This window comes from Mycobacterium sp. SMC-4 (genome assembly GCF_050205565.1).
Classification (GTDB): Bacteria; Actinomycetota; Actinomycetes; order Mycobacteriales; family Mycobacteriaceae; genus Mycobacterium.
The window spans coordinates 512,401-531,482 of the sequence record NZ_JBNMQU010000001.1 but is presented as its reverse complement, the minus strand read 5'-3'; the positions used below and the strand labels follow the sequence as shown (position 1 = coordinate 531,482).

At 66.5% G+C, this 19,082-nt stretch carries 19 protein-coding genes; 16 read left to right on the top strand and 3 right to left on the bottom strand.

Annotation, left to right across the window (positions count from 1 at the left end; genetic code table 11):
* Positions 1-56: 56 nt before the first annotated feature.
* The gene (gene fadD8, locus ACQI46_RS02525; protein WP_427092353.1) at positions 57-1,700 is read right to left on the bottom strand and encodes a fatty-acid--CoA ligase FadD8; all 1,644 of its coding nucleotides are present in this window, start codon (positions 1,698-1,700) and stop codon (positions 57-59) included.
* A gap of 78 nt (positions 1,701-1,778) precedes the next feature.
* Positions 1,779-2,078 (bottom strand): hypothetical protein, encoded by a 300-nt coding sequence (locus ACQI46_RS02520; protein WP_427092352.1) that lies wholly within the window; start codon positions 2,076-2,078, stop codon positions 1,779-1,781.
* 182 nt (positions 2,079-2,260) lie between these two features.
* Here ACQI46_RS02520 and ACQI46_RS02515 point away from each other — a divergent pair, with 182 nt between their 5' ends.
* From ACQI46_RS02515 to ACQI46_RS02440, 16 genes are all read left to right on the top strand, one after another.
* A complete protein-coding gene (locus tag ACQI46_RS02515) occupies positions 2,261-2,464 on the top strand; it encodes a hypothetical protein (protein ID WP_427092351.1) in 204 nt (67 codons plus the stop codon).
* Positions 2,465-2,571: 107 nt separating this feature from the next.
* The gene (locus ACQI46_RS02510) at positions 2,572-3,831 is read left to right on the top strand and encodes a TetR/AcrR family transcriptional regulator (protein WP_427092350.1); all 1,260 of its coding nucleotides are present in this window, start codon (positions 2,572-2,574) and stop codon (positions 3,829-3,831) included.
* A 220-nt stretch (positions 3,832-4,051) separates the two neighbouring features.
* Positions 4,052-4,909, top strand: coding sequence for an MlaE family ABC transporter permease (locus ACQI46_RS02505; RefSeq protein WP_427092349.1), 858 nt, complete (start codon positions 4,052-4,054; stop codon positions 4,907-4,909).
* 1 nt (position 4,910) lies between these two features.
* A complete protein-coding gene (locus ACQI46_RS02500) occupies positions 4,911-5,765 on the top strand; it encodes an MlaE family ABC transporter permease (protein ID WP_427092348.1) in 855 nt (284 codons plus the stop codon).
* A complete protein-coding gene (locus ACQI46_RS02495; protein WP_427092347.1) occupies positions 5,766-7,421 on the top strand; it encodes an MCE family protein in 1,656 nt (551 codons plus the stop codon).
* Positions 7,418-8,473, top strand: a complete 1,056-nt coding sequence (locus ACQI46_RS02490) for an MCE family protein (protein ID WP_427092346.1) — start codon at positions 7,418-7,420, stop codon at positions 8,471-8,473. The genes ACQI46_RS02495 and ACQI46_RS02490 overlap by 4 nt, the downstream gene beginning before the upstream one ends.
* Positions 8,466-9,506, top strand: a complete 1,041-nt coding sequence (locus ACQI46_RS02485) for an MlaD family protein (protein ID WP_427092345.1) — start codon at positions 8,466-8,468, stop codon at positions 9,504-9,506. The genes ACQI46_RS02490 and ACQI46_RS02485 overlap by 8 nt, the downstream gene beginning before the upstream one ends.
* Positions 9,503-10,636 carry an MCE family protein gene (locus ACQI46_RS02480; protein ID WP_427092344.1) on the top strand — a complete coding sequence of 378 codons (1,134 nt, stop codon included), beginning with the start codon at positions 9,503-9,505 and terminating at the stop codon, positions 10,634-10,636. Before ACQI46_RS02485 ends, ACQI46_RS02480 begins: the two co-directional genes overlap by 4 nt.
* Entirely contained in the window at positions 10,636-11,943 is a 1,308-nt protein-coding gene (locus ACQI46_RS02475) for an MlaD family protein (protein ID WP_427092343.1), read from the top strand. Before ACQI46_RS02480 ends, ACQI46_RS02475 begins: the two co-directional genes overlap by 1 nt.
* Complete coding sequence (locus tag ACQI46_RS02470; protein ID WP_427092342.1) at positions 11,940-13,190, top strand: MlaD family protein; 1,251 nt, start codon at positions 11,940-11,942, stop codon at positions 13,188-13,190. The genes ACQI46_RS02475 and ACQI46_RS02470 overlap by 4 nt, the downstream gene beginning before the upstream one ends.
* 21 nt (positions 13,191-13,211) lie before the next feature.
* Entirely contained in the window at positions 13,212-13,871 is a 660-nt protein-coding gene (locus ACQI46_RS02465) for a tetratricopeptide repeat protein (protein WP_427092341.1), read from the top strand.
* Positions 13,871-14,677 carry a mannan-binding protein gene (locus ACQI46_RS02460; RefSeq protein ID WP_427092340.1) on the top strand — a complete coding sequence of 269 codons (807 nt, stop codon included), beginning with the start codon at positions 13,871-13,873 and terminating at the stop codon, positions 14,675-14,677. The genes ACQI46_RS02465 and ACQI46_RS02460 overlap by 1 nt, the downstream gene beginning before the upstream one ends.
* Before the next feature lie 2 nt (positions 14,678-14,679).
* Positions 14,680-15,255, top strand: coding sequence for a hypothetical protein (locus ACQI46_RS02455; protein ID WP_427092339.1), 576 nt, complete (start codon positions 14,680-14,682; stop codon positions 15,253-15,255).
* Positions 15,256-15,441: 186 nt separating this feature from the next.
* Positions 15,442-16,407, top strand: coding sequence for an oxygenase MpaB family protein (locus tag ACQI46_RS02450; protein WP_427092780.1), 966 nt, complete (start codon positions 15,442-15,444; stop codon positions 16,405-16,407).
* Positions 16,407-16,991: a TetR/AcrR family transcriptional regulator gene (locus ACQI46_RS02445; protein WP_427092338.1), complete on the top strand. Its 585-nt coding sequence runs from the start codon at positions 16,407-16,409 to the stop codon at positions 16,989-16,991. The genes ACQI46_RS02450 and ACQI46_RS02445 overlap by 1 nt, the downstream gene beginning before the upstream one ends.
* 60 nt (positions 16,992-17,051) lie before the next feature.
* Entirely contained in the window at positions 17,052-18,614 is a 1,563-nt protein-coding gene (locus ACQI46_RS02440) for a long-chain-fatty-acid--CoA ligase (RefSeq protein ID WP_427092337.1), read from the top strand.
* A 4-nt stretch (positions 18,615-18,618) separates the two neighbouring features.
* Here the strand turns inward: ACQI46_RS02440 and ACQI46_RS02435 are convergent, their stop codons facing one another.
* Positions 18,619-19,074 carry a hypothetical protein gene (locus tag ACQI46_RS02435; protein ID WP_427092336.1) on the bottom strand — a complete coding sequence of 152 codons (456 nt, stop codon included), beginning with the start codon at positions 19,072-19,074 and terminating at the stop codon, positions 18,619-18,621.
* Positions 19,075-19,082 lie beyond the last annotated feature (8 nt).

Here is a 19,082-nt window from a genome sequence, read left to right as displayed (position 1 = left end):
TGTCCACCTTTCCTCGGTGTGTCGGGGACAGACACGCTCGCTCGCCAAAACAAGTCTCAGCCTACGGAGCGGGAGGCGCCTGCCCAGAATTGTGCCCGCACGGCCTTCTTGTCCGGCTTGCCCAACGCGGTCACCGGGACCGAGTCCGCCACGATGACCTGCTTGGGCGACTGCACCGAACCCTTGCGTTCCTTGACGGAGGTCTGGATCTCGGCGGTCATCCGTGCCACTGCCTCGTCGGAGCGGTCGGCGTCGGGTCGCAGCACCACCACCGCGGTGACCGCTTCACCCCACTTCTCGTCCGGCGTGCCGATCACGCACACCTGCGCGACGGCCGGGTGCTCGGCCACGACGTCTTCCACCTCGCGGGGGAACACGTTGAATCCGCCGGTGACGATCATGTCCTTGGTGCGGTCGACGATGAAATAGAAGCCGTCCTCGTCTTCGCGCGCCAGGTCGCCGGTGTGCATCCAGCCGTCGCGGAAAGTCTCGGCGGTCGCCTCCGGCAGGTTCCAGTAGCCACCCGACAGCAGCGGGCCGGACACACAGATCTCGCCGACCTCACCCTGCGGCACCGGCTTGCCGTCGGAATCGAGCAGCGCGACCCGCGCGAACAGCGTCGGCCGGCCACACGACGTCAGCCGCTTGTCGTCGTGGTCCTTCTTGGACAGGTAGGTGATCACCATCGGCGCCTCGGACTGCCCGTAGTACTGCGCGAAGATGGGGCCGAACCGGCGGATCGCCTCCGCCAGCCGCACCGGGTTCATCGCCGAAGCCCCGTAGTAGACGGTCTCCAGAGACGACAGGTCCCGGGTGTGCGAGTCCGGGTGATCCATCAGGGCGTAGATCATCGACGGCACCAGCATGGTCGCGGTGATCTTCTGCTCCTCGATCACCCGCAGCACCTCGGCCGGGTCGAACTTGGTCAGCACGATCAGCTCGCCGCCCTTGACGATCACCGGGGTGAAGAACGCCGCACCCGCATGCGACAGCGGGGTGCACATCAGAAAGCGCGGGTTCTCGGGCCACTCCCATTCGGCCAGCTGCACCGTGGTCATCGTGGTGATCGACTGCGTGGTGCCGATGACGCCCTTCGGTTTGCCGGTGGTGCCCCCGGTGTAGGTCAGCCCGCCGATGTGGTCCGGCGGCAGATCGGCAGCCACCAGCGGCTTCGCCGGATACTTGGCTGCCTCGGCCGTGAGGTCCACCGCGGTGGCGCCGCTGTCGGCCAGTTCCGGCGGAACCGGTCCGATGGTCAGTACCTGCTCGAGTGAGGGCACTTTCTGCAGCAGACCCAGCGCGCGCTCGACGAACATCGGTTGCGGATCGATGATCAGCGACGTCACCCCGGCATCAGAGAGCACATAGGCGTGGTCGTCGAGCGAGCCGAGAGGGTGTAGTGCCGTGCGACGGTAGCCCTGCGTCTGGCCGGCGCCGATGATCATCAGCACCTCGGGCCGGTTGAGCGACAGCAGGCCGACGGCTGCGCCGGTGCCGGCGCCGAGCGCCTCGAACGCCTGAATGTACTGGCTGATGCGGTCGGCGAGTTCGCCGCCGGTCAGCGTGGTGTCGCCGAGGAAGAGGACCGGCTTGTCCTTGTGGCGCTTGAGCGCGCCGACGGTGAGATGGCCGGAGTGGAGGAAGTGGCGGAGCATCGGGTCCGACGAGCGCTCGCGCGAGGAGGCATCGACTGCGGTCATGAACTACAGACTAGAACGTGTTCCAATTCCAATAGAAGGGTCCGGCCGAATCGATCGCGGCGTGCCCCGGTGACACGCTCACAGGACGCCGCATCCGACCTCTCCGCAGGCCCACGAACTGATCAGCAGGACGGGCCACAGCACCACCGCCGCGGCGACCGCGACCAGATCGGCGAAAACGGTGAACTGCGCGCTGAACAACGACTCGAGGCGATCCAGTACGGGGACGTTGAGCCCGATGTAGACGGCGCCGATCGCGGTGTAGACCAGCGCGAGCACCAGGGCGCGGTCGAGCAGAGACGCGGTGTCGCCGCGGAAGAAGCCGAGGGACCGACGGAGAAAGCCGCGATCGTCGGGGTCGGTGTGATCGTCTGCCACGGCGCTACGTGATGCACTCTCGAGGTGGGTTCGCCCATGGCCGTGGGTGATTCCCGCCGAGGCCTGACCGGTGCCGCTTCTCGGTCATGAAGACGCGAGATGAACGCGACGGACAGCTCGAGCGACCATGAAGCCATGCTGACACACCGGTCGAGTTCCACGGGACGGTTACCGGCGGGTGAGTGACTCGAATCCTCGGCCAAGCCCGGATCTTCTTCGATGACCGCGCTTACCGCGCCATCCGCACGGCGATCCGCACGGCCTGGCCGGCGGTGCCGGCCGTATTGAAGTGGTATCCCGAGGCCCGGACTGGCGGGCTGCGTGAACTGGGTTGGGTGCCACGCACATTCACCCCGGGAAGGCCGGCGACCGCCGCACCGTCCTAGGGGCGGGCGCGCGGCGACGTTACGGACAGCGGTCAATATGTTAATGGCCGTTCGTCAAATCCCGGTTTTTTTCCACAGGGATGCCCGGCGGAGTTAGGGTGTGCCGTATGGCACCGGCCGCGGCCGTCCGCGACGATCGCAGGCGTCCCAAAGATCGTAAGCAGCAGATCGCTCGCGCGTCCGCGGAAGCGTTCAGCGAATTGGGTTATCACGCGGTCAGCATGGAGGACATCGCGTCCCGCGTGGGCGTCACGGCGGCGTCGCTTTATCGCCACTACTCCGGCAAGTACGACCTCTTCCGCGCCGCGGTCCTCGGTCTCAGTGACCAGCTGCTCGCGGCCACCGCGTTCGCCGACGAGGACACCGAGTCCGCACCGGAGGACCTGTGGGAGCAAATCGTTGCCGCGCTCATCGACACCACGGTCAAAACGCGCGCCAGCGGCGGGCTCTACCGCTGGGAGGCGCGCTACCTGCAGGCGCCCGATCAGGCCGTACTCAACGAGCAGATCAAGCAGGTCAACCGTCGACTGCAACGCCCGCTGTCGGCGTTGCGGCCCGACCTCGACAGCCGCCAGCGGTGGACGCTGACCGCGTCGGTGCTCAGCGTCATCGCGAGCATCACCGACCACCGCGCCAAGCTGTCGGCCAACGAGATGCGTAGATTGCTGGCCGACTTGGCCCGGCAGGTGCGTGACGTCGACCTACCACCCATGCCCGCCGTCGACGAGCGCGGACGGCGACGAGGTGACCGCGGTGCGGCGGCCGGCGAGTACGAGCTGATCCTTGCCACATCTCTACGGCTGTTCAATGAGCACGGATACCGCGAGACCGGGATGGACGACATCGCGTCGGCCGTGGAGCTGCCCGCGTCGACCATCTACCGCTTCTTCAGCGGCAAGGCCGCGATCCTGACGTCGATCTACCGCCGCGCCGCCGACCGCGTCTCCGGGGATACCAGCACCATCCTGTCCTCGGCGCCCGACGCGCGGACGGCGGTGCAACAGCTGATCGACGCCTACGTGTGGCGGTCGTTCGCTGAGCCGGAACTGGCCTATGTCTACTACGCCGAGCGAATCAACGTGCCCGCCGAGGACCGGGCCGCGCTGCAGAACATTCAGCGCGCCACCGTCGAGGCCTGGGCGCGCCAGGTGGCCACCGCCCGCCCGGGCATTCCGGTCGACGACGCCCGATTCGCTGTGCATGCGGCCTTCAGTGTGGTGGTCGACATCGGCCGGCTGGTGGGCTACCGCGACAGTGACTCGGCGCGGCTGATCATCGGGCGCTTGCTGCGGGCGCTGCTGCTCTGCGAACCCGCCCAAGAATCTTCGCGGGCGTCAATCGCGGCTCTGGCCGCCCCATCCGCCTAATAAGTTAATGAAAGATTTCCGAAACCTTGACGCAATCGTCGCAGCAGCCATACGGTGACGTCCATCGACGACTTAGTTACCTAAGTCGCCGCATGCGGGCGGGGTATCGGAATCGGGAGGCGTGCAACGTGAGCCGGTCATGCCCCTCGACGGGTCGTACAGGAGGTAGCGTCTGCCCGGGCTGCGCCCCAAACGCGGTTTTGTACGGCGGATCTCAATCATGACGATCGACGAACAGCCCGTCCGCCAGAGCGATTCGGTCCGAGCCGTGCAGGATTGGGCCGGCGGCTATGTACGGCGCCATCCGCTGGCCTCGCTGGCCACGGTGGGGGACCAGTTCGTGCTGGGCGTGCGCACCCTGCAGTACCTGTTCATCGACATCTTCACCGGTCGCTTCAAATGGCATGAATTCGTGCGGCAAGGCGCGTTCATGGCGGGCACCGCCGTGCTCCCAACGGTTTTGGTCGCGCTGCCCATCGGGGTGACGCTGTCGATCCAGTTCGCACTGCTGGCCGGACAGGTCGGTGCCACATCCTTGGCCGGGGCGGCCAGCGGTCTGGCCGTCATCCGCCAGGCGGCGTCATTGACCGCGGCCATCCTGATGGCCGCGGCAGTCGGGTCGGCGATCACCGCCGACCTCGGATCACGCAAGATGCGCGAGGAAACCGACGCCATGGAAGTGATGGGCGTTTCGGTGATTCGGCGCCTGGTGGTGCCCCGCTTCGCGGCGGCGATCATGATAGGCGTCGCCCTCACCGGCGTGGTGTGTTTCGTCGGATTCCTCGCCAGTTACCTCTTCAACGTGTACTTCCAGAACGGCGCCCCCGGAAGCTTCGTCGCGACCTTCGCATCGTTCACCACGACCGGAGACATGATCGTCGCGCTGGTCAAAGCAGTGATCTTCGGCGCAATCGTCGCGGTGGTGTCCTGTCAGAAAGGCTTGTCCACCAAAGGCGGTCCCACCGGGGTCGCGAACTCGGTGAACGCCGCCGTGGTCGAGTCCATCCTCATCCTCATGGTGGTCAACGTCGCGATCAGCCAGCTCTACATCATGCTGTTCCCCCGAGTCGGGCTCTGACATGGCAGCGACGTTCGTTCCGCCGCTGGTGGCGCCGTTCGTCCGGGCGTACCGGAAGACGACGCCCCCGATCGCCCGGCTCGGGCACATGTTGGTGTTCTTCGTCCGTGCCATCGTGGCCATCCCGCTGGCGTTGCGGCACTACCGCGCCGAGTTCGTCCGGCTGCTGTCGGATATCGCCTGGGGCAACGGCTCACTCGTGGTGGGCGGTGGAACCGCCGGAGTCGCAATCGTTCTCGGTGTCACCGTGGGCGCCCTGGTGGGTATCGAGGGTTACAACTTCCTGGACCTGCTCGGGCTGGGGCCGGCGACGGGAATCATCTCGTCGCTGGTGAACACCCGCGAACTCGCCCCGATCGCACTGTCATTGGCGTTCGCCACCCAGGCCGGCTGCCGGTTCACCGCGCAGTTGGGGTCGATGCGGATCGCCGAGGAGATCGACGCGCTGGAGTCTCTGGCGATCCGTCCCATCCCGTATCTGGTCACCACCCGGCTGATGGCGTCGGTGGTCGCAGTCGTCCCGCTCTATGTCGTGTGCCTGGCGGTCAGCTACCTGACCACGCAGATCGTCGTCCAGGTGATCAGCGGCGGCGCGACCGGGTCGTATCTGCACTACTTCACGTTGATGCTCTCCGGGCAGGACATCATCTACTCGCTGCTGAAAGCGATCATCTTCGTGTGGATCGCCACGACGATCCAGTGCTACTACGGGTTCTACGCCACCGGCGGACCCGAGGGCGTGGGCGTCGCCGCCGGACATGCGATGCGGGCCAGCATCACCGTGGTCATCATCGTCAACATGCTGCTCACCATGGCGTTGTGGAACATCGACGCCGGCGCGAGGTTCGGAGGGTAGGTGGCGAACTCCTTTGACCTGGACGGGCGCGGGCCCACCGATCGTCAGCTGCTCGGTGGGGGGATCGCGGTTGTCGTTGTGCTGGCGTTGATCTCGACGGTCTTGCTGGTCAAGTCGACGGGACGGCTCGATCCGTTCATCCGTGTCGTCGCCAACCTCACCAACGTCGGCGACGGCCTGCCGCAACGTTCGGACGTCAAGTACCACGGTGTGCTGGTCGGTGCCGTCGACAGCGTCACCCCGGCCGCGCACGGCAACCCGAACTTCGTGCACATCAATCTCGATCCGACTTACGCCGGTTCGATACCGGCCACGGTCACCGCACGGGTGGTGCCCAGCAACGTGTTCGCGGTGTCGTCGGTGCAGCTGGTGGACCGCACCGACGTTGAACCGGCCCAGGCAATTCGAGAGGGCGCGCAGATCCCGGAGGACACCGAGCTCCCGACGGTTCTCTTCCAGACCACCATCAGCAAGCTGCGTGACATCCTGGCCGCCACCGGACGCGGCCGTGAGGACAAGACGGTCGGCATCCTGGCCGCTGTCAACGAGGCCACCGAGGGCAAGCGCACCGAACTGTTGACCAGCGGTGCGCAGCTGAACCGTCTCGTCGACGAGATCGACGCGATCGTGGCCACCGATCCGGGACCGACCACTGTGTCGGCGCTCATCGACGCGACCCGCGGACTGCGTTCCACCGCACCGGAATTGATCGACGCGTTGCACATGGCGGTCCAGCCGATGCAGACGCTGGTGCAGCAGCGCCAGCAGCTCGACTCGTTGGTCAGCAGCGGGCTGCACACCACCGGCACCGCGCACACCGCGCTGAACAACCACACCGACCGGATGGTCACCATCACCTCGGAGCTGACGCCGGTCATGGGGAACCTGGCCGACACGTCGCACCACTGGCTGCCTGCGTTCGTGAAACTCAACGGCCTGTCCGACAAGTTCTTCAACGAGGTGTGGCGGTCCGAACGCGACATCGGCAACATGCGGATGAATCTGTCGCTGACACCGAGCTACACCTACACTCGAGCCGATTGCCCACGCTACGGCGAGCTGAAGGGGCCCAGCTGCTACACCGCACCGCTGGTGGTGACGCGCCCCGAACTGCCCGACGTGCTGCTGCCGCAGAATTACCAGCCGCCGAAGGATCTGGCGCCGCCGCCGGGCACGGTGCTGGGGGAGAACGGCAACCTGGTCGCAGTCGGCCCACCGCTGGTCAACCCGAATCCCAGCCTGGCCGACCCGAATCCGCCGCTGCCGTCATGGATGTCGCCGGCGCCGCCCGTTCCCGGAACGGCGAACGACGCCCTGGTCCCGATTCCGCCGCCACCGGTCAATCAGTCCCCGTTGGCGCCGGTGGCGCCCAAACCGGGCGATCCGCCGCCGCGCCCACCTGCCGCGCCGCCTGCCGGCCCGCCGCCCGCCGGACCGGCGCCACTGCCCGCAGAAGCTGCGTCTGCGGTATCGCCGGCTCAGCCGGGGGCTTTCGGCGGGAATGTCGGTCCCGTCGGTAGCGCGCAGGAGCGGGTGACGCTGAGCGCCATCACCGGCCAACCTGTCACCACGGCGACCCAGCTGCTGCTCGGCCCGGTGGCCCGCGGAACCACGGTGTCGCCGGCGCCACCCCACGCGGGAGAGGAGCCCCGATGAAGTCTCGAGGCGCGCTGATCGGGCTGTCGCTGTTCATGGTGGTGGCCGTGACATTGACCTGGCTCGTGTACGTCACGCTGCGCCGGGACGTGTCCGGCTCGACGGTGCCCTACGCCGCGATGTTCACCGACGTGTTCGGGCTCCGGGAGGGCGATGACGTGCGGATGGCCGGCGTACGGGTCGGGCGTGTGGAAGGCATTGAGCTCGACGGTAAGCACGCCAAGGTGTCCTTCGTCGTGCAGAGCGATCAGCAGCTGCTGGGCACCACGGTCGCGTCGGTGACCTACCAGAACATCGTCGGGCAGCGGTATCTCGGGCTGTCCCTGGGCAACCTCGGCGAGCCGGATCCGCTGCCGGCAGGCAGCGTGATCCCGGTCGAGCAGACCGATCCGTCGTTCGACGTCGGCAGGCTGCTCAACGGCTACGAGCCGCTGTTCAGTGTGTTGGACCCCGAGCACGCCGACAACCTCACCAAGGGCGTCATCCAATCGCTGCAGGGCGATGAAGGGTCCATCACGGCGCTGGTCGATCAGACCGCCGAGCTGACCGACGCATTCGCCGGTCAGGACGAGGAGCTCGGCGCGGTGATCACCGACCTGAACCTGGTGGTGGCCAACCTCGCCAAGCACAACGACGACCTCGACCACATCGTCGGCGAGGCCCGCACGGTGGTCTCGACCTTCGACGCGCGGCGGCCACAGCTGGTCGATTCCATGGGCTCGATGGCCAAGGTGGTTCGTCAGCTGTCGACGATCTCCGACGAGGTGTATCCGCCGCTGAACGAAATGGTCCAGCGTCAACCGGGATTCGCCAAGCACATGGTCGGCATCGAACCCCAGCTGGCTTTCGTCGGCGCCAATCTGCCGTTGATGCTGAAGGGATTCGCGCGTATCACCGGCGAAGGCACCTACGCCAACGCCTATGCATGCAACCTGGACGGCACGGCGTTCTTCCCCGGACTCAACGACGTGACGCCGATCGTCGTCGATGCCGCCACCCCCGGCAACAAAGCCCGTTACACCCCCAAATGCAGGAACATGGCCAATGGCTGATCGCACACGCAAGATCCGGCGGCGTCCGCTGGAGAATTACAGCAAGACCTGGCTCGGCATCGTCGCGGTCGCGGTGGTGGCGGTGCTCGTCGGCGCGCTACTTCTGGTCAGGGTGGCCGATTTCGGCTACCGGCACTACACCGCGCGCTTCCTTCAGGCCGCAGCGCTGCAGCCGGGCAACCCGATCGCCGTCGCCGGCATCCCGGTCGGCGAGGTGACGAGCATGGAGCTCAAGGGCGATTACGTCGAGGCCGGCCTGAAGGTGCGGGACGACTTGGTGTTCGGCGAGGACTCGCGCGCGTCGATCAAGATCACCACGATCCTGGGATCCCGGTATCTCGCCCTGTTCCCGGACGGTCCGGGCTCGTTGCCGGACAACACGTTCGAGCTCACGCACACCGAAGTGCCCTACGACCTGCAGGAAGCGCTGGCCGACGTCACGACCACCTACGAGCAGGTCAGCACCGATCAGTTCGCGGAGACGCTGTCGATCCTCGGCAAGCAACTGCACACGCTGCCTCCGGTGGTGCCGCTGGCCTTGGAGAACACCCACACGCTGTCGACGATCATCGCCGAGCGCCGCGACCAACTCGGCGAGTTGTTGAAGACGACCGAATTGGTCAGCTCCACGCTGCGCCGTCAGCAGTCGACCATCGGGAATCTGGTCAACCAGGGCAACTCGCTGCTCGGCGAGTTCGTCGCTCGGCGGGCCACTTTCCACGCGATGATGGATGCGCTCACCAACCTCGTACAACAGTTGAGCGGCATCGTGATCGACGATCGTCCCGAGTTGGAGGAACTGCTCGGCAATCTGCGTGAGCTGGCGACGCTGCTCGGTAAGAACGACGGGATGCTGCGCAGCATCCTGCAGAGCGGCTCCGTCGCGTTGCGCAACCTGACCAACATCACCGGCACCGGCAACGCGATCGATTTCAACGCTTCCAGCGGTCTGCTGGTCGACTCCTGGATGTGCGCCATCAGTGGCCGCGCCAAGCAGTTCGGCATGATCGAGTACTACCAGGACTGCAAATGAGCAGCGCACGCTCCAGGAGCACCAGATCCACGATCATCGCGGTCCTCGCTGTCGGTCTGGTGGTGGCGGTGGCCGCCGCCGTGGTGGTGATCCAGTTCGCCAAGGAACAACTCGACACGATCACCGTGACCGCGCAATTCGACAGTGCGGCAGGTCTGTACGTGGACAACGTGGTGGCCGTGCTGGGGATGCCGGTGGGCAAGGTCACCGAGATCACCCCGAAGGGCGGGTACGTCGAAGTCGAGTTCACCGTCGACAAGGACGTGCAGGTCCCCGCCGATGTGCAGGCGGCCACCATCTCCAACTCGATCCTGACCGATCGCCAGATCGAGTTGACCCCGCCGTACCGGGGTGGCCCCACCTTGCAGAACCACGACACCATCGGCCTGAACCGCACCAGGACTCCGGTCGAATTCGCCCGCGTGCTCGATGTTCTCGACAAGCTCTCCGTGTCGTTGCGCGGTGACGGGAAGGGCAACGGGCCGGTCGCCGACGTGATCGACTCCAGCGCCGCGATCGTCGACGGCAGGGGTCAGCAGATGAAGGACGCGCTGGGCGAGCTGTCGAACGCGTTGCGGCTCAGCGCCGATCGCGGCACCGTGACCAAAGACCAGTTGACCACCATCGTGCGCAACGTCAGCTCGTTGTCGGACGCCGCGGCGCGCAATGACGAACTGATGCGGGAGTTCGGGTCGTCGGTGCGCGCGATGAGCCAGATCCTCGCCGACGAGGAGCTCGGCAGCGGCACCACCGGCAAGAAGATCAACGAGGTGCTCACCCATACCGGCGAGGTGCTGGAAGCCCATCGGGGCACGATCAAGGACCTCGTCGCCAACGGTGACATCGTGCTCGACGCCGCGGTCGACCACGAGCGCGATCTCATGGAGTTCCTCGACGTCGCGCCGCTGACCCTGGACAACCTGTACAACGTCGCGGATCAGAAGAACGGCGCCCTGCGGGTCAAGGTGGTCACCGACAAGATCCTGTTCGACAACCAGCTGATCAAGGAGGTCTGCAACATGATGGGCCTGCGTCAGCTCGGTTGCAGCACAGGGACTTTGCAGGACTTCGGTCCGGACTTCGGGTTGACCTACATGTTGGACGGTCTCGCGGCGATGGGGCAGAAGTGATGGGTACTCTCCGACATCGCCGACGGGTCGTCCCGGCCCTGGTGGCGACCGCCTGTCTGACCGTCTCCGGTTGCGCCACCGACGGATTGGCGAGCCTGCCGCTGCCGGCGCCGGGCGTGGGCACCGGAGGTTACGAGCTGACCGCGGTGTTCTCCAACGCGCTGAACCTGCCGGCGAACGCGAAAGTGAAACTGGCCGGCGCCGACGTCGGCCAGATGGAGTCGATGGTCGCCCGCAACTACACGGCGGTCACCACGCTGCGGATCATGGACGGGGTGCAGTTGCCTGTCGGCAGCACTGCCGAACTTCGCTCCGCGACACCTCTGGGCGACGTGTTCGTGGCGATCAAACCGCCTCTCGACGTGGAACCGGGAACGCCGTTGCTGAAAGAAGGCGACACCATCGGTCTGGACTCGACGACGGCGGCCGCGACGGTGGAGTCGGTGCTGGGTTCGGCGGCGATCCTGGTCAACGGGGGAGCGGTACGCAACTTCACCAACATCATCAACGGGCTGGGCAAGGCCACGGGTGACCAGGGCGAGGCGTTCGGCACCCTGATCCGCAAGACCAACGACACCCTCGGCACGCTCAACGCGCGCTCGGAACAGATCTCGACGGCGATGACCGAAACGTCGCGGTTGGCCTCGGAGATCGCGGCGAAGAACCAGATGCTCGGTGAGGTGATGGCCGAAGCGCGGCCGGCCACCGACACCCTGGCCGCCCATACCACCGAGATCGCCGATCTGGTCGTGCGTTTCGGCGACGTCTCCGATCAGCTGCGCAAGTTCCCGTCGATCGCGGGTACCGACACCAGCGGACGCAGCGTCATCGCCGATGCCAACACCGTGGCCAAGGCCTGGAACGACGTCGCGTTGGCGCCGGACGCCACGCTGTACAAGCTCAACCGGCTGATGCCTCCGTTCATCAAGACGATGACCAGCAATGCGATCGCGCTCGACGCCAGCGCGGACCGGTTGGTCCTGGGCTCCATCCCCGACATCGGGTTCGACGGAGACTCTGGGCTGCACGGCCCCAAACGTCACGACTGGCATCAGTTGGTCGGCACGTTGAAGTACACACTGTTCCGGCTGCAGGAACGCGTCGTCGGGAAGGGCCCCGGGGTGCCGCAGATCCCTGTCATCCCCAGTCCCACCGAACCCGGCGAGATCATCCAGGCCCCGCACGCGGCACCACCGGTTCCGCACGGTGCGCCGGCGGCACCCACCGTGCCGCCGGCGTCTGCCGCCCCGGCGCCCCCGGCTCCGGCCGCCGAGCCCCCGGTGCTCCCGGCGGAGGCACCCCGATGATCACCGCCGCCGCCGACCGCGTCGTCGGTCTCGTCAGGTTCGGATACCGCCGGCGCGCCTGGCTGTCCGCGCTCGGACTGGTGATGACGCTGGTGGTCGCGACCGCGTACCTGTTGCTCGGTGCGCTGCAGGTGAATCCGTTCGCGTCGAGCTACCGTCTCACCGTCGCGCTGCCCGCGTCGGGCGGTCTGTTGCCCGAGCAGGACGTGACGCTGCGCGGCGTGCAGATCGGCCAGGTCGAACGGCTCGACATCACACCCGAGGGTGTGCACGCGGTCGTGAACGTCAAGTCGTCGGTGCAGATCCCGGAATCGTCCGCGGTGCGGGTGTCGGGGTTGTCGCCGGCCGGTGAGCAGTACATCGACTTCGTCCCGGAGTCGGACACCGGTCCGTTCCTGGCCGACGGCGCGGTCGTCGGCCAAGGCACCGCCACGGTTCCGGTCAGCCTCGCCGACCTCTTGGCCAATGCCGACGGGGCGCTGGCCCAGGCCGACACCGACAAGCTGGAGATCATTCGAAAGGAGTTGAGCCTCAGCGAAGCCGGGCCGCAGAAGCTCGCCGACATCGTCGACGGCGGCACCTTCCTGCTGTCCACCCTCGACTCGGTCCTGCCGGAGACGAGTTCCTTGTTGCGGACCAGCCAGGTGGCGTTCACCATGGTCGCCGACAAGAACGCCGGAATCGACGCCGCCTCGGACAATCTTTCCGAGAGCTTCGCGGGCATCAACCGGATGCGGGAAGGCTACCGTCGGCTGACCAACCAGACGCCGGGCACGCTGGCCCACGTCGACAACCTGTTCGTCGACAACTCCGACACCATGGTGCAGTTGCTGGGCAACCTCACCACCACCTCGCGGCTGCTGTATCTGCGGGTGCCGGCCCTCAACGCGCTGTTCCCGAAGCACCGCACCTCGGTGCTCGACGCGCTCGGTTCGGCGATGCACTCCGGCGGACTGTGGGGCACCGCCGAGATCTACCCCCGCTACACCTGCGACTACGGCACACCCAAGTACCCGCCGTCAGCGGCGGATTACCCGGAGCCGTTCATGTACACCTATTGCCGCGACGACCATCCCGGCGTGCTGGTCCGTGGCGCCAAGAACGCGCCCCGGCCGGCGGGCGACGACACCGCCGGACCGCCACCGGGCGCTGACCTGGGCCGGCAGACCGACCCGACACCGAAGGGGCGCTACACGATCCCGACGCCCTACGGTGGCCCGACGCTTCCCATCGAGCCGCCCCGCTGATTCGAGCGCTAGGAGATGATGATGTCCGTGAGCACCGACGAAGACCAGGACACCGGCCGCACCCCCGACGACGAGGAGATGGTCGCCGAGACCGAGGCTGACTCCAAGGCCGTCGGGAGCGAGACCGATGCGGAGGCCGGTGAGACTCAGGCCGACGACGGCGGCTCCGGCGGTGACGACGGCGCCACGCCCACGGCGCGCAACTGGCGCCGCCCGGCATTGTGGGGTGCGCTGGTCACGGTGTTCGTGGCGCTGTTGGTCGCGGTCGGAGTTCTGGGATGGCAGCTCTGGCAGGAACGTCAGGTCACTCAGGCCGCTGAACAGGCTCGGCAGGCCGCGACGGAGTACGCGCAGGTCCTGACGAGCATCGATTCGGAGAAGGTGGACGAGAACTTCGACGCGGTGCTCGACGGAGCCACCGGCGAGTTCAAGGACATGTATTCGCAGTCCAGTTCACAATTGCGGCAATTGCTGATCGACAACAAGGCATCCGCCCGCGGCGTGGTCCTGGAGTCGGCGGTGCAGTCGGCGAGCGAGGACAAGGCCGTGGTGTTGTTGTTCGTCGATCAGTCGGTGTCCAACACCAACGTGCCCGACCCGAGGCTGGACCGCAGCCGCATCAAGATGACCATGGAGTATGTCGACGGGCGCTGGCGCGCAAGCAAAGTCGAACTCCCGTGATGACGCGCCGGTTCATTCGCAGCAGCGCGGTGGCCGTAGTGGCGACGGCCATGTTGGCGACCGCATCGCCCGCATCGGCGTCAGCACCCTCGTTCTGTGGTGAGCTCGGCGGTCAGTGGGACGGGCAATTCTGTACGACATCGGTGGAGTCGGAGCGCAAAGCGACCCGCAACATCAAGATGGCGCTGCCCGGCGATCTCGTGGAGAACCCCGTGATTCGGGAGTACCTCACCAACCTGATGAACAACTGGCGCAATGCGGCGAAGAAGACGGTCCAGAACAGCTTCGGAGAACAGCACTTCCAGATTTTTCAGCACGGCGAGGCGATGACGGTCGTCTTCCACGAGATGTACTCGGGCACGGTCGGTACCGACGCTCTCGCGCATCCGAACGCACCGATCATCAGCGACGCCTACCGCACCTTCACCTTCGCCGACGGGCGACAGATACAACTGGCTGACCTGTTCAAACCTGGCGTCGACCACATGGCCGAGATCCCGCGCCTGGGTGCGCCGTTCATCGTCGCCGCCCTCGATGCCGCGCCGCCACCGCACCAGCCCGGCACCTATCCGTTCACCCCGGACCGCTGGACCCCGGACAAGGTGTACTCCGGGGCGTACAAGGCGTGGGCGCTGACACCCGACGAACTGATCATCTACATGCCCGACTACCCGGTAGGCAGGGATCGCCCGACCAACTTCACGCCGGGGCTCATGCAGTGGTCGATGGACGGGGGTACCGTGCAGGCCCACATCCCGCTCGCGGCGCTGGCACCGATCCTTCGGCCCGAATTCGGTGGAGTGTAGCCATGTTCCGGTGGGTGCTGACTCTTGCGGTGGGCCTGCTGCTCGTCGCGGCGCCGCCGAGTCACGCGGAGCCGGCCGCGCCGACGCTGCCGGTGTTCACGCCGTACCCATCGGACTGGCAGCCCGATTACACCCCGTTCCCATACAACCTCTGGCAGATCCGCGTCACCCCGCAGCAGATCACCGCGCAGCGGGAGTCCTGCCAGTGGTTCAACGCCCAATACGGCGAGCTGATGGGTCAGGTGTTCGGGTTCCAGCGTTTCCTCGCCGACCAGGATGACGACTGGTCGCGTCCCGGGGTCACCGAGGCCGGCGATATCGTGGCGGCCAACCTCGACCAGTCCGCGGCATTCCTGGATCCGCGGGCGCACACCCTGTTCATCATCAACTATCCGGACCAGAGCGAGTATTCGCCGCTGTTCCACGGTGATTCGATCTACCGGCTCTGGTATCAGTTCACCCAGATCAGCGACAAGATCAAGCAGCGGTGGCCGTCCGGGGTCATCAACGCCAACATCGCGACCGCCAATGTCTACGGCACCGTGATCCGCGACTCCGGAGTCTGCGCCGGCGCCTGACACCGCGAGCGCCTTGCTTCGCGAGCGCGCGTGTCTGTCCCTCGACACACCGAGAACTGTCAGCATTTCGCGCACCCTCGCGCCCGTCGAGCGCGCCCTCGCGCCCGCCGAGCGCGCCCTCCCGCACCATTGACATGTTGACACAAAAAGCTAGTCTTTGTGTCAACAGCAATCCGGGAGGACCCCATGGTCGCGGTCGTCAACGAAGTTCCTCGAACAAGTACGCAACCCGTGCGACCGCGTGTGATGCGGGAATTCCGCAAGCACTCCGGCAGCGTCTTCGGCGGCTTCTTCGGCGCCGCGGCGTTCGACGAGGTCGCGCTGGTGCCGGTGGCCGCCGCGGTCGACAAGACCGGACGTTTCGCCGAGAACTTCGCCGATCGCGGTGTGCGCAGCGGCTTCTCGGCGTTTCTCGCGATCTGGGGGGACGCCCGCGACCGCGAGCTGGAAGGTCAGCGGCTCAAGACCATGCATCGCGAGGTGCGCGGCAAAGGCGTCGGCGACTTCTCCGACGTGCGCTACAGCGCGCTCGACCCCAAGCTGTGGAACTGGATCGCGGTCAGCGGCTTGTTCCTGGTGCTCAACTCGTTCACCCCTGCCACCGGCTACACCCTCAACGAGGCCGAACGCGAGCTCGCCTACCAGCAACTGCTCGAAGCGTTCAGTTCGCTCGAGTTGCCCGGCAAGAGCGCGAAACTGCCCGCCACCTACGACGAGGCCACCGACTACTACGAGACGATGGTGCGCGAGGAACTTGCCTCCAATCCGTTCCTGCGTCGCGTCACCGCGGACCTGACCCGGTTGCCGCTACCCACCCTGGTGCTGCCGCCGGCCCTGCGCAAAGCGCTCACACCGTCGTGGATGGTGCTGCGCCCCGTCGCCGGCCGAGTGGTCAAGGTCTGCTCGTTCGGCATTCTGCACCCGGGCATCCGTGAGCTCACCGGTTTCGACTGGCAGGCCCGTCATGACCGCGAATTTGCGCTCTACACCGGGCTGCTGCAGATCGCGTGGCGCGTCCTGCCGGACCGGCTGCTGCTGATCCCGCTGGCCCGCAACCGGATCGAATACGAGAAGCTGGTGCGCCTGCATCGGTCCGTGGCGTTGGATTCGTTCGCCCCGCCGGCTGGGCGCTGCCCCGTCGGCGGGCCCTGATGCGTCGCCGCAACACCGACAGCCGCACCGAGCAGGAGTCGGCGATCCTCAAGGCGGCCGCCGAGGAAGTCGCGCTCGTCGGGGTCGGCCGCCTCAGTATGGACGTCATCGCCCGGCAGGCGGGAGTCAGTCGCAGCACGCTGTACCGCCGATTCCCCAGCCGCGACACCTTGATCACCGAATTGGGCCGCCAGATCTTCGAATTCGCGATGGCCCGGCTGCAAACGGTGGCGATCGACGACGGGCCGCAACAGGCCGCGGTGGCCGCGTTCCGGGAGGGGGTGCGTCTGCTCACCGGTGAACCGGTGATGCGCCGCTTCCTGCAACTCGACGACGACTTCACCGCCACCGCGAGCATGGTCGGCGAAGCCCGACAGTTTTTGACCAGCGCGGCCACCGCGATGGCCAAGGCGTTGCGGGCGGCGGGGGCCACGATGTCCGACGACGAGCTGCTGGCCGTGGCCGAACTGCACATCCGGCTGGCGGCTTCGCTGGTCCAGGTCAGCACACCCGTACTGGATGTCAGCGACGACACGGCGGTCACCCGATACGCGCAGGCCTACCTGGCCCCGCTGGTCCACTGAACAACTGGAGGTTTGGATGAAAATGCATGGTGTCGCACCGGGGCATGGCACCCTGTGACCATGTCCGAGCTGCCCGAACCCCGTCTCCTCGACGACCGCGTGTCCCATTGGGCGCGAACCACACCCGACGCCGAGGCGATGGTCTACCTCGACCGCAGTTGGACCTGGGCGCAATGGAACGACCGCATCCGCCGGCTGGCCGGGGCCCTCACGCAACGGGGGATCAAACGCGGTGACGTCGTGTCGTTCCTGGACATGAACCACCCCGCGTGCGTCGAGCTGACCTTCGCGGCCGCATCGCTGGGTGCGGCCACCGCGATCTTCAACTTCCGTCTCGCCGCGGACGAACTCGACTACGTCATCAATGATTCCGGTGCCAAGCTGCTGATCGTCGGCGCGGAGTTCAAGCCGGTGATCGACAAGATCGCCGACAAGCTGCCCGCCATCGAGCACATCATCACCGTGACACCGCAGGGCGACGACGAATACGAGGCGCTGCTGGCATCCGCCGAACCCGTCGAACGCAGCGACGACGTCGACCCCTCCGATGTCGCGATCATCATGTACTCGTCGGGAACCACCGGCCGGCCCAAGGGTGTGGAGATCGCCCAGCGGAACCTGATCGCCCACACGGTCAACAACCAGGACGGTTACGAGTTCGCCGAGGGTGACAAGAGCATGGTCTCGATGCCGCTGTTCCACGTCGGCGGGTCGTCGTGGATTCAGTTCGGCATCTACGCGGGCGTCCCCAGCGTGATGACCCGGGTGGTCGACGGCGCAACACTCGCCGACGCCATCCTCAAGGGCGCCAACCGCACTTTCCTGGTACCGGCCGTGCTGGCCACGGTGCTCGAAGCCGGCGAGGACGCGATCAAACTGTTCGGCGCGCTCAAGACCTTCGGTTACGGTGCCGCGCCCATGCCGTTGCCGTTGCTGCGGCAGGCGCTCAAGGCCTGGCCTGACACCGAATTCATCCAGGTCTACGGTCTGACCGAGGTGTGCGGGGTGATCAGCCGGCTCATGCCCGAGGACCATCGCAGCACCGACCGTCCGGAACGGTTGCAGAGCGCCGGACGTCTGACCAACAACGCCGAGCTCCGTGTTGTCGACCCGGAGACGCTGGAGGAGGTCCCGACCGGTCAGCAGGGCGAATTGTGGTTCCGCACCGACCAACTGATGAAGGGCTATCACAACCTGCCTGACGCCACCGCCGAGGCGATCACCGAGGACGGCTGGTTCCGCAGCGGCGACATCGGCCACGTCGACGAGGACGGCTACATCTTCGTCGAGGACCGGCTGAAGGACATGATCATCTCCGGTGGCGAGAACATCTACTCGATCGAAGTGGAACGCGTCCTCGCCGAGCACGAGGCCGTCACCGACGTCGCCGTCATCGGTGTGCCCGATGACAAGTGGGGCGAGGCGGTCAAGGCCGTCGTCGTCACCGCGTCCGACGTCTCGGAGAAAGACCTCATTGCCTTCGCCCGCGAGCGGCTTGCGGGCTACAAGTGCCCGAAGAGCATCGACATCGTCGACGAGTTGCCGCGCAACCCGACCGGCAAGATCCTGAAAAAGGAACTCCGCAAACCACATTGGGAGGGTCGCGACCGCGCGACGGTGTAGCGGGTCAGGACACGTCGAACACCAGCAGGTGCACGTAGACCTCCGGTGACTGGCGCTCGTCGACGGTGATGTTGCGGCTGACCAGGCGACCGTCGCCGTTGGTGATCCGGTCCTGCCAGCTCAGCACGCCCGACCCGGCGACGAGTTCGGGTCCGGCGACGATGTCCTGGGTGTAGATGACGAAACCCGGCTCCTCCGGCCGCCCGCCCGCCAGCCCCGAGTCCTCGACCAGCTGGTCGGCGCCCTCCGGAGTGGTCTTGACCGACAGACGATAGGAGTCGTCCGGCCCGCCGGTGTCGGCACGCGCACCGAGGACCTCGACGTCGGCGGGTAACCGGATGCCGCCGAATTGCTCTGCGGTGGCGACGATCCCGGAAGTGTCCGGCTCCCCCGAGGAACAGCCCGACAACACCATTGCTGCGGCGGGGACCAGCGACAGCCACACCCAGAACGACGGCACACGGACTC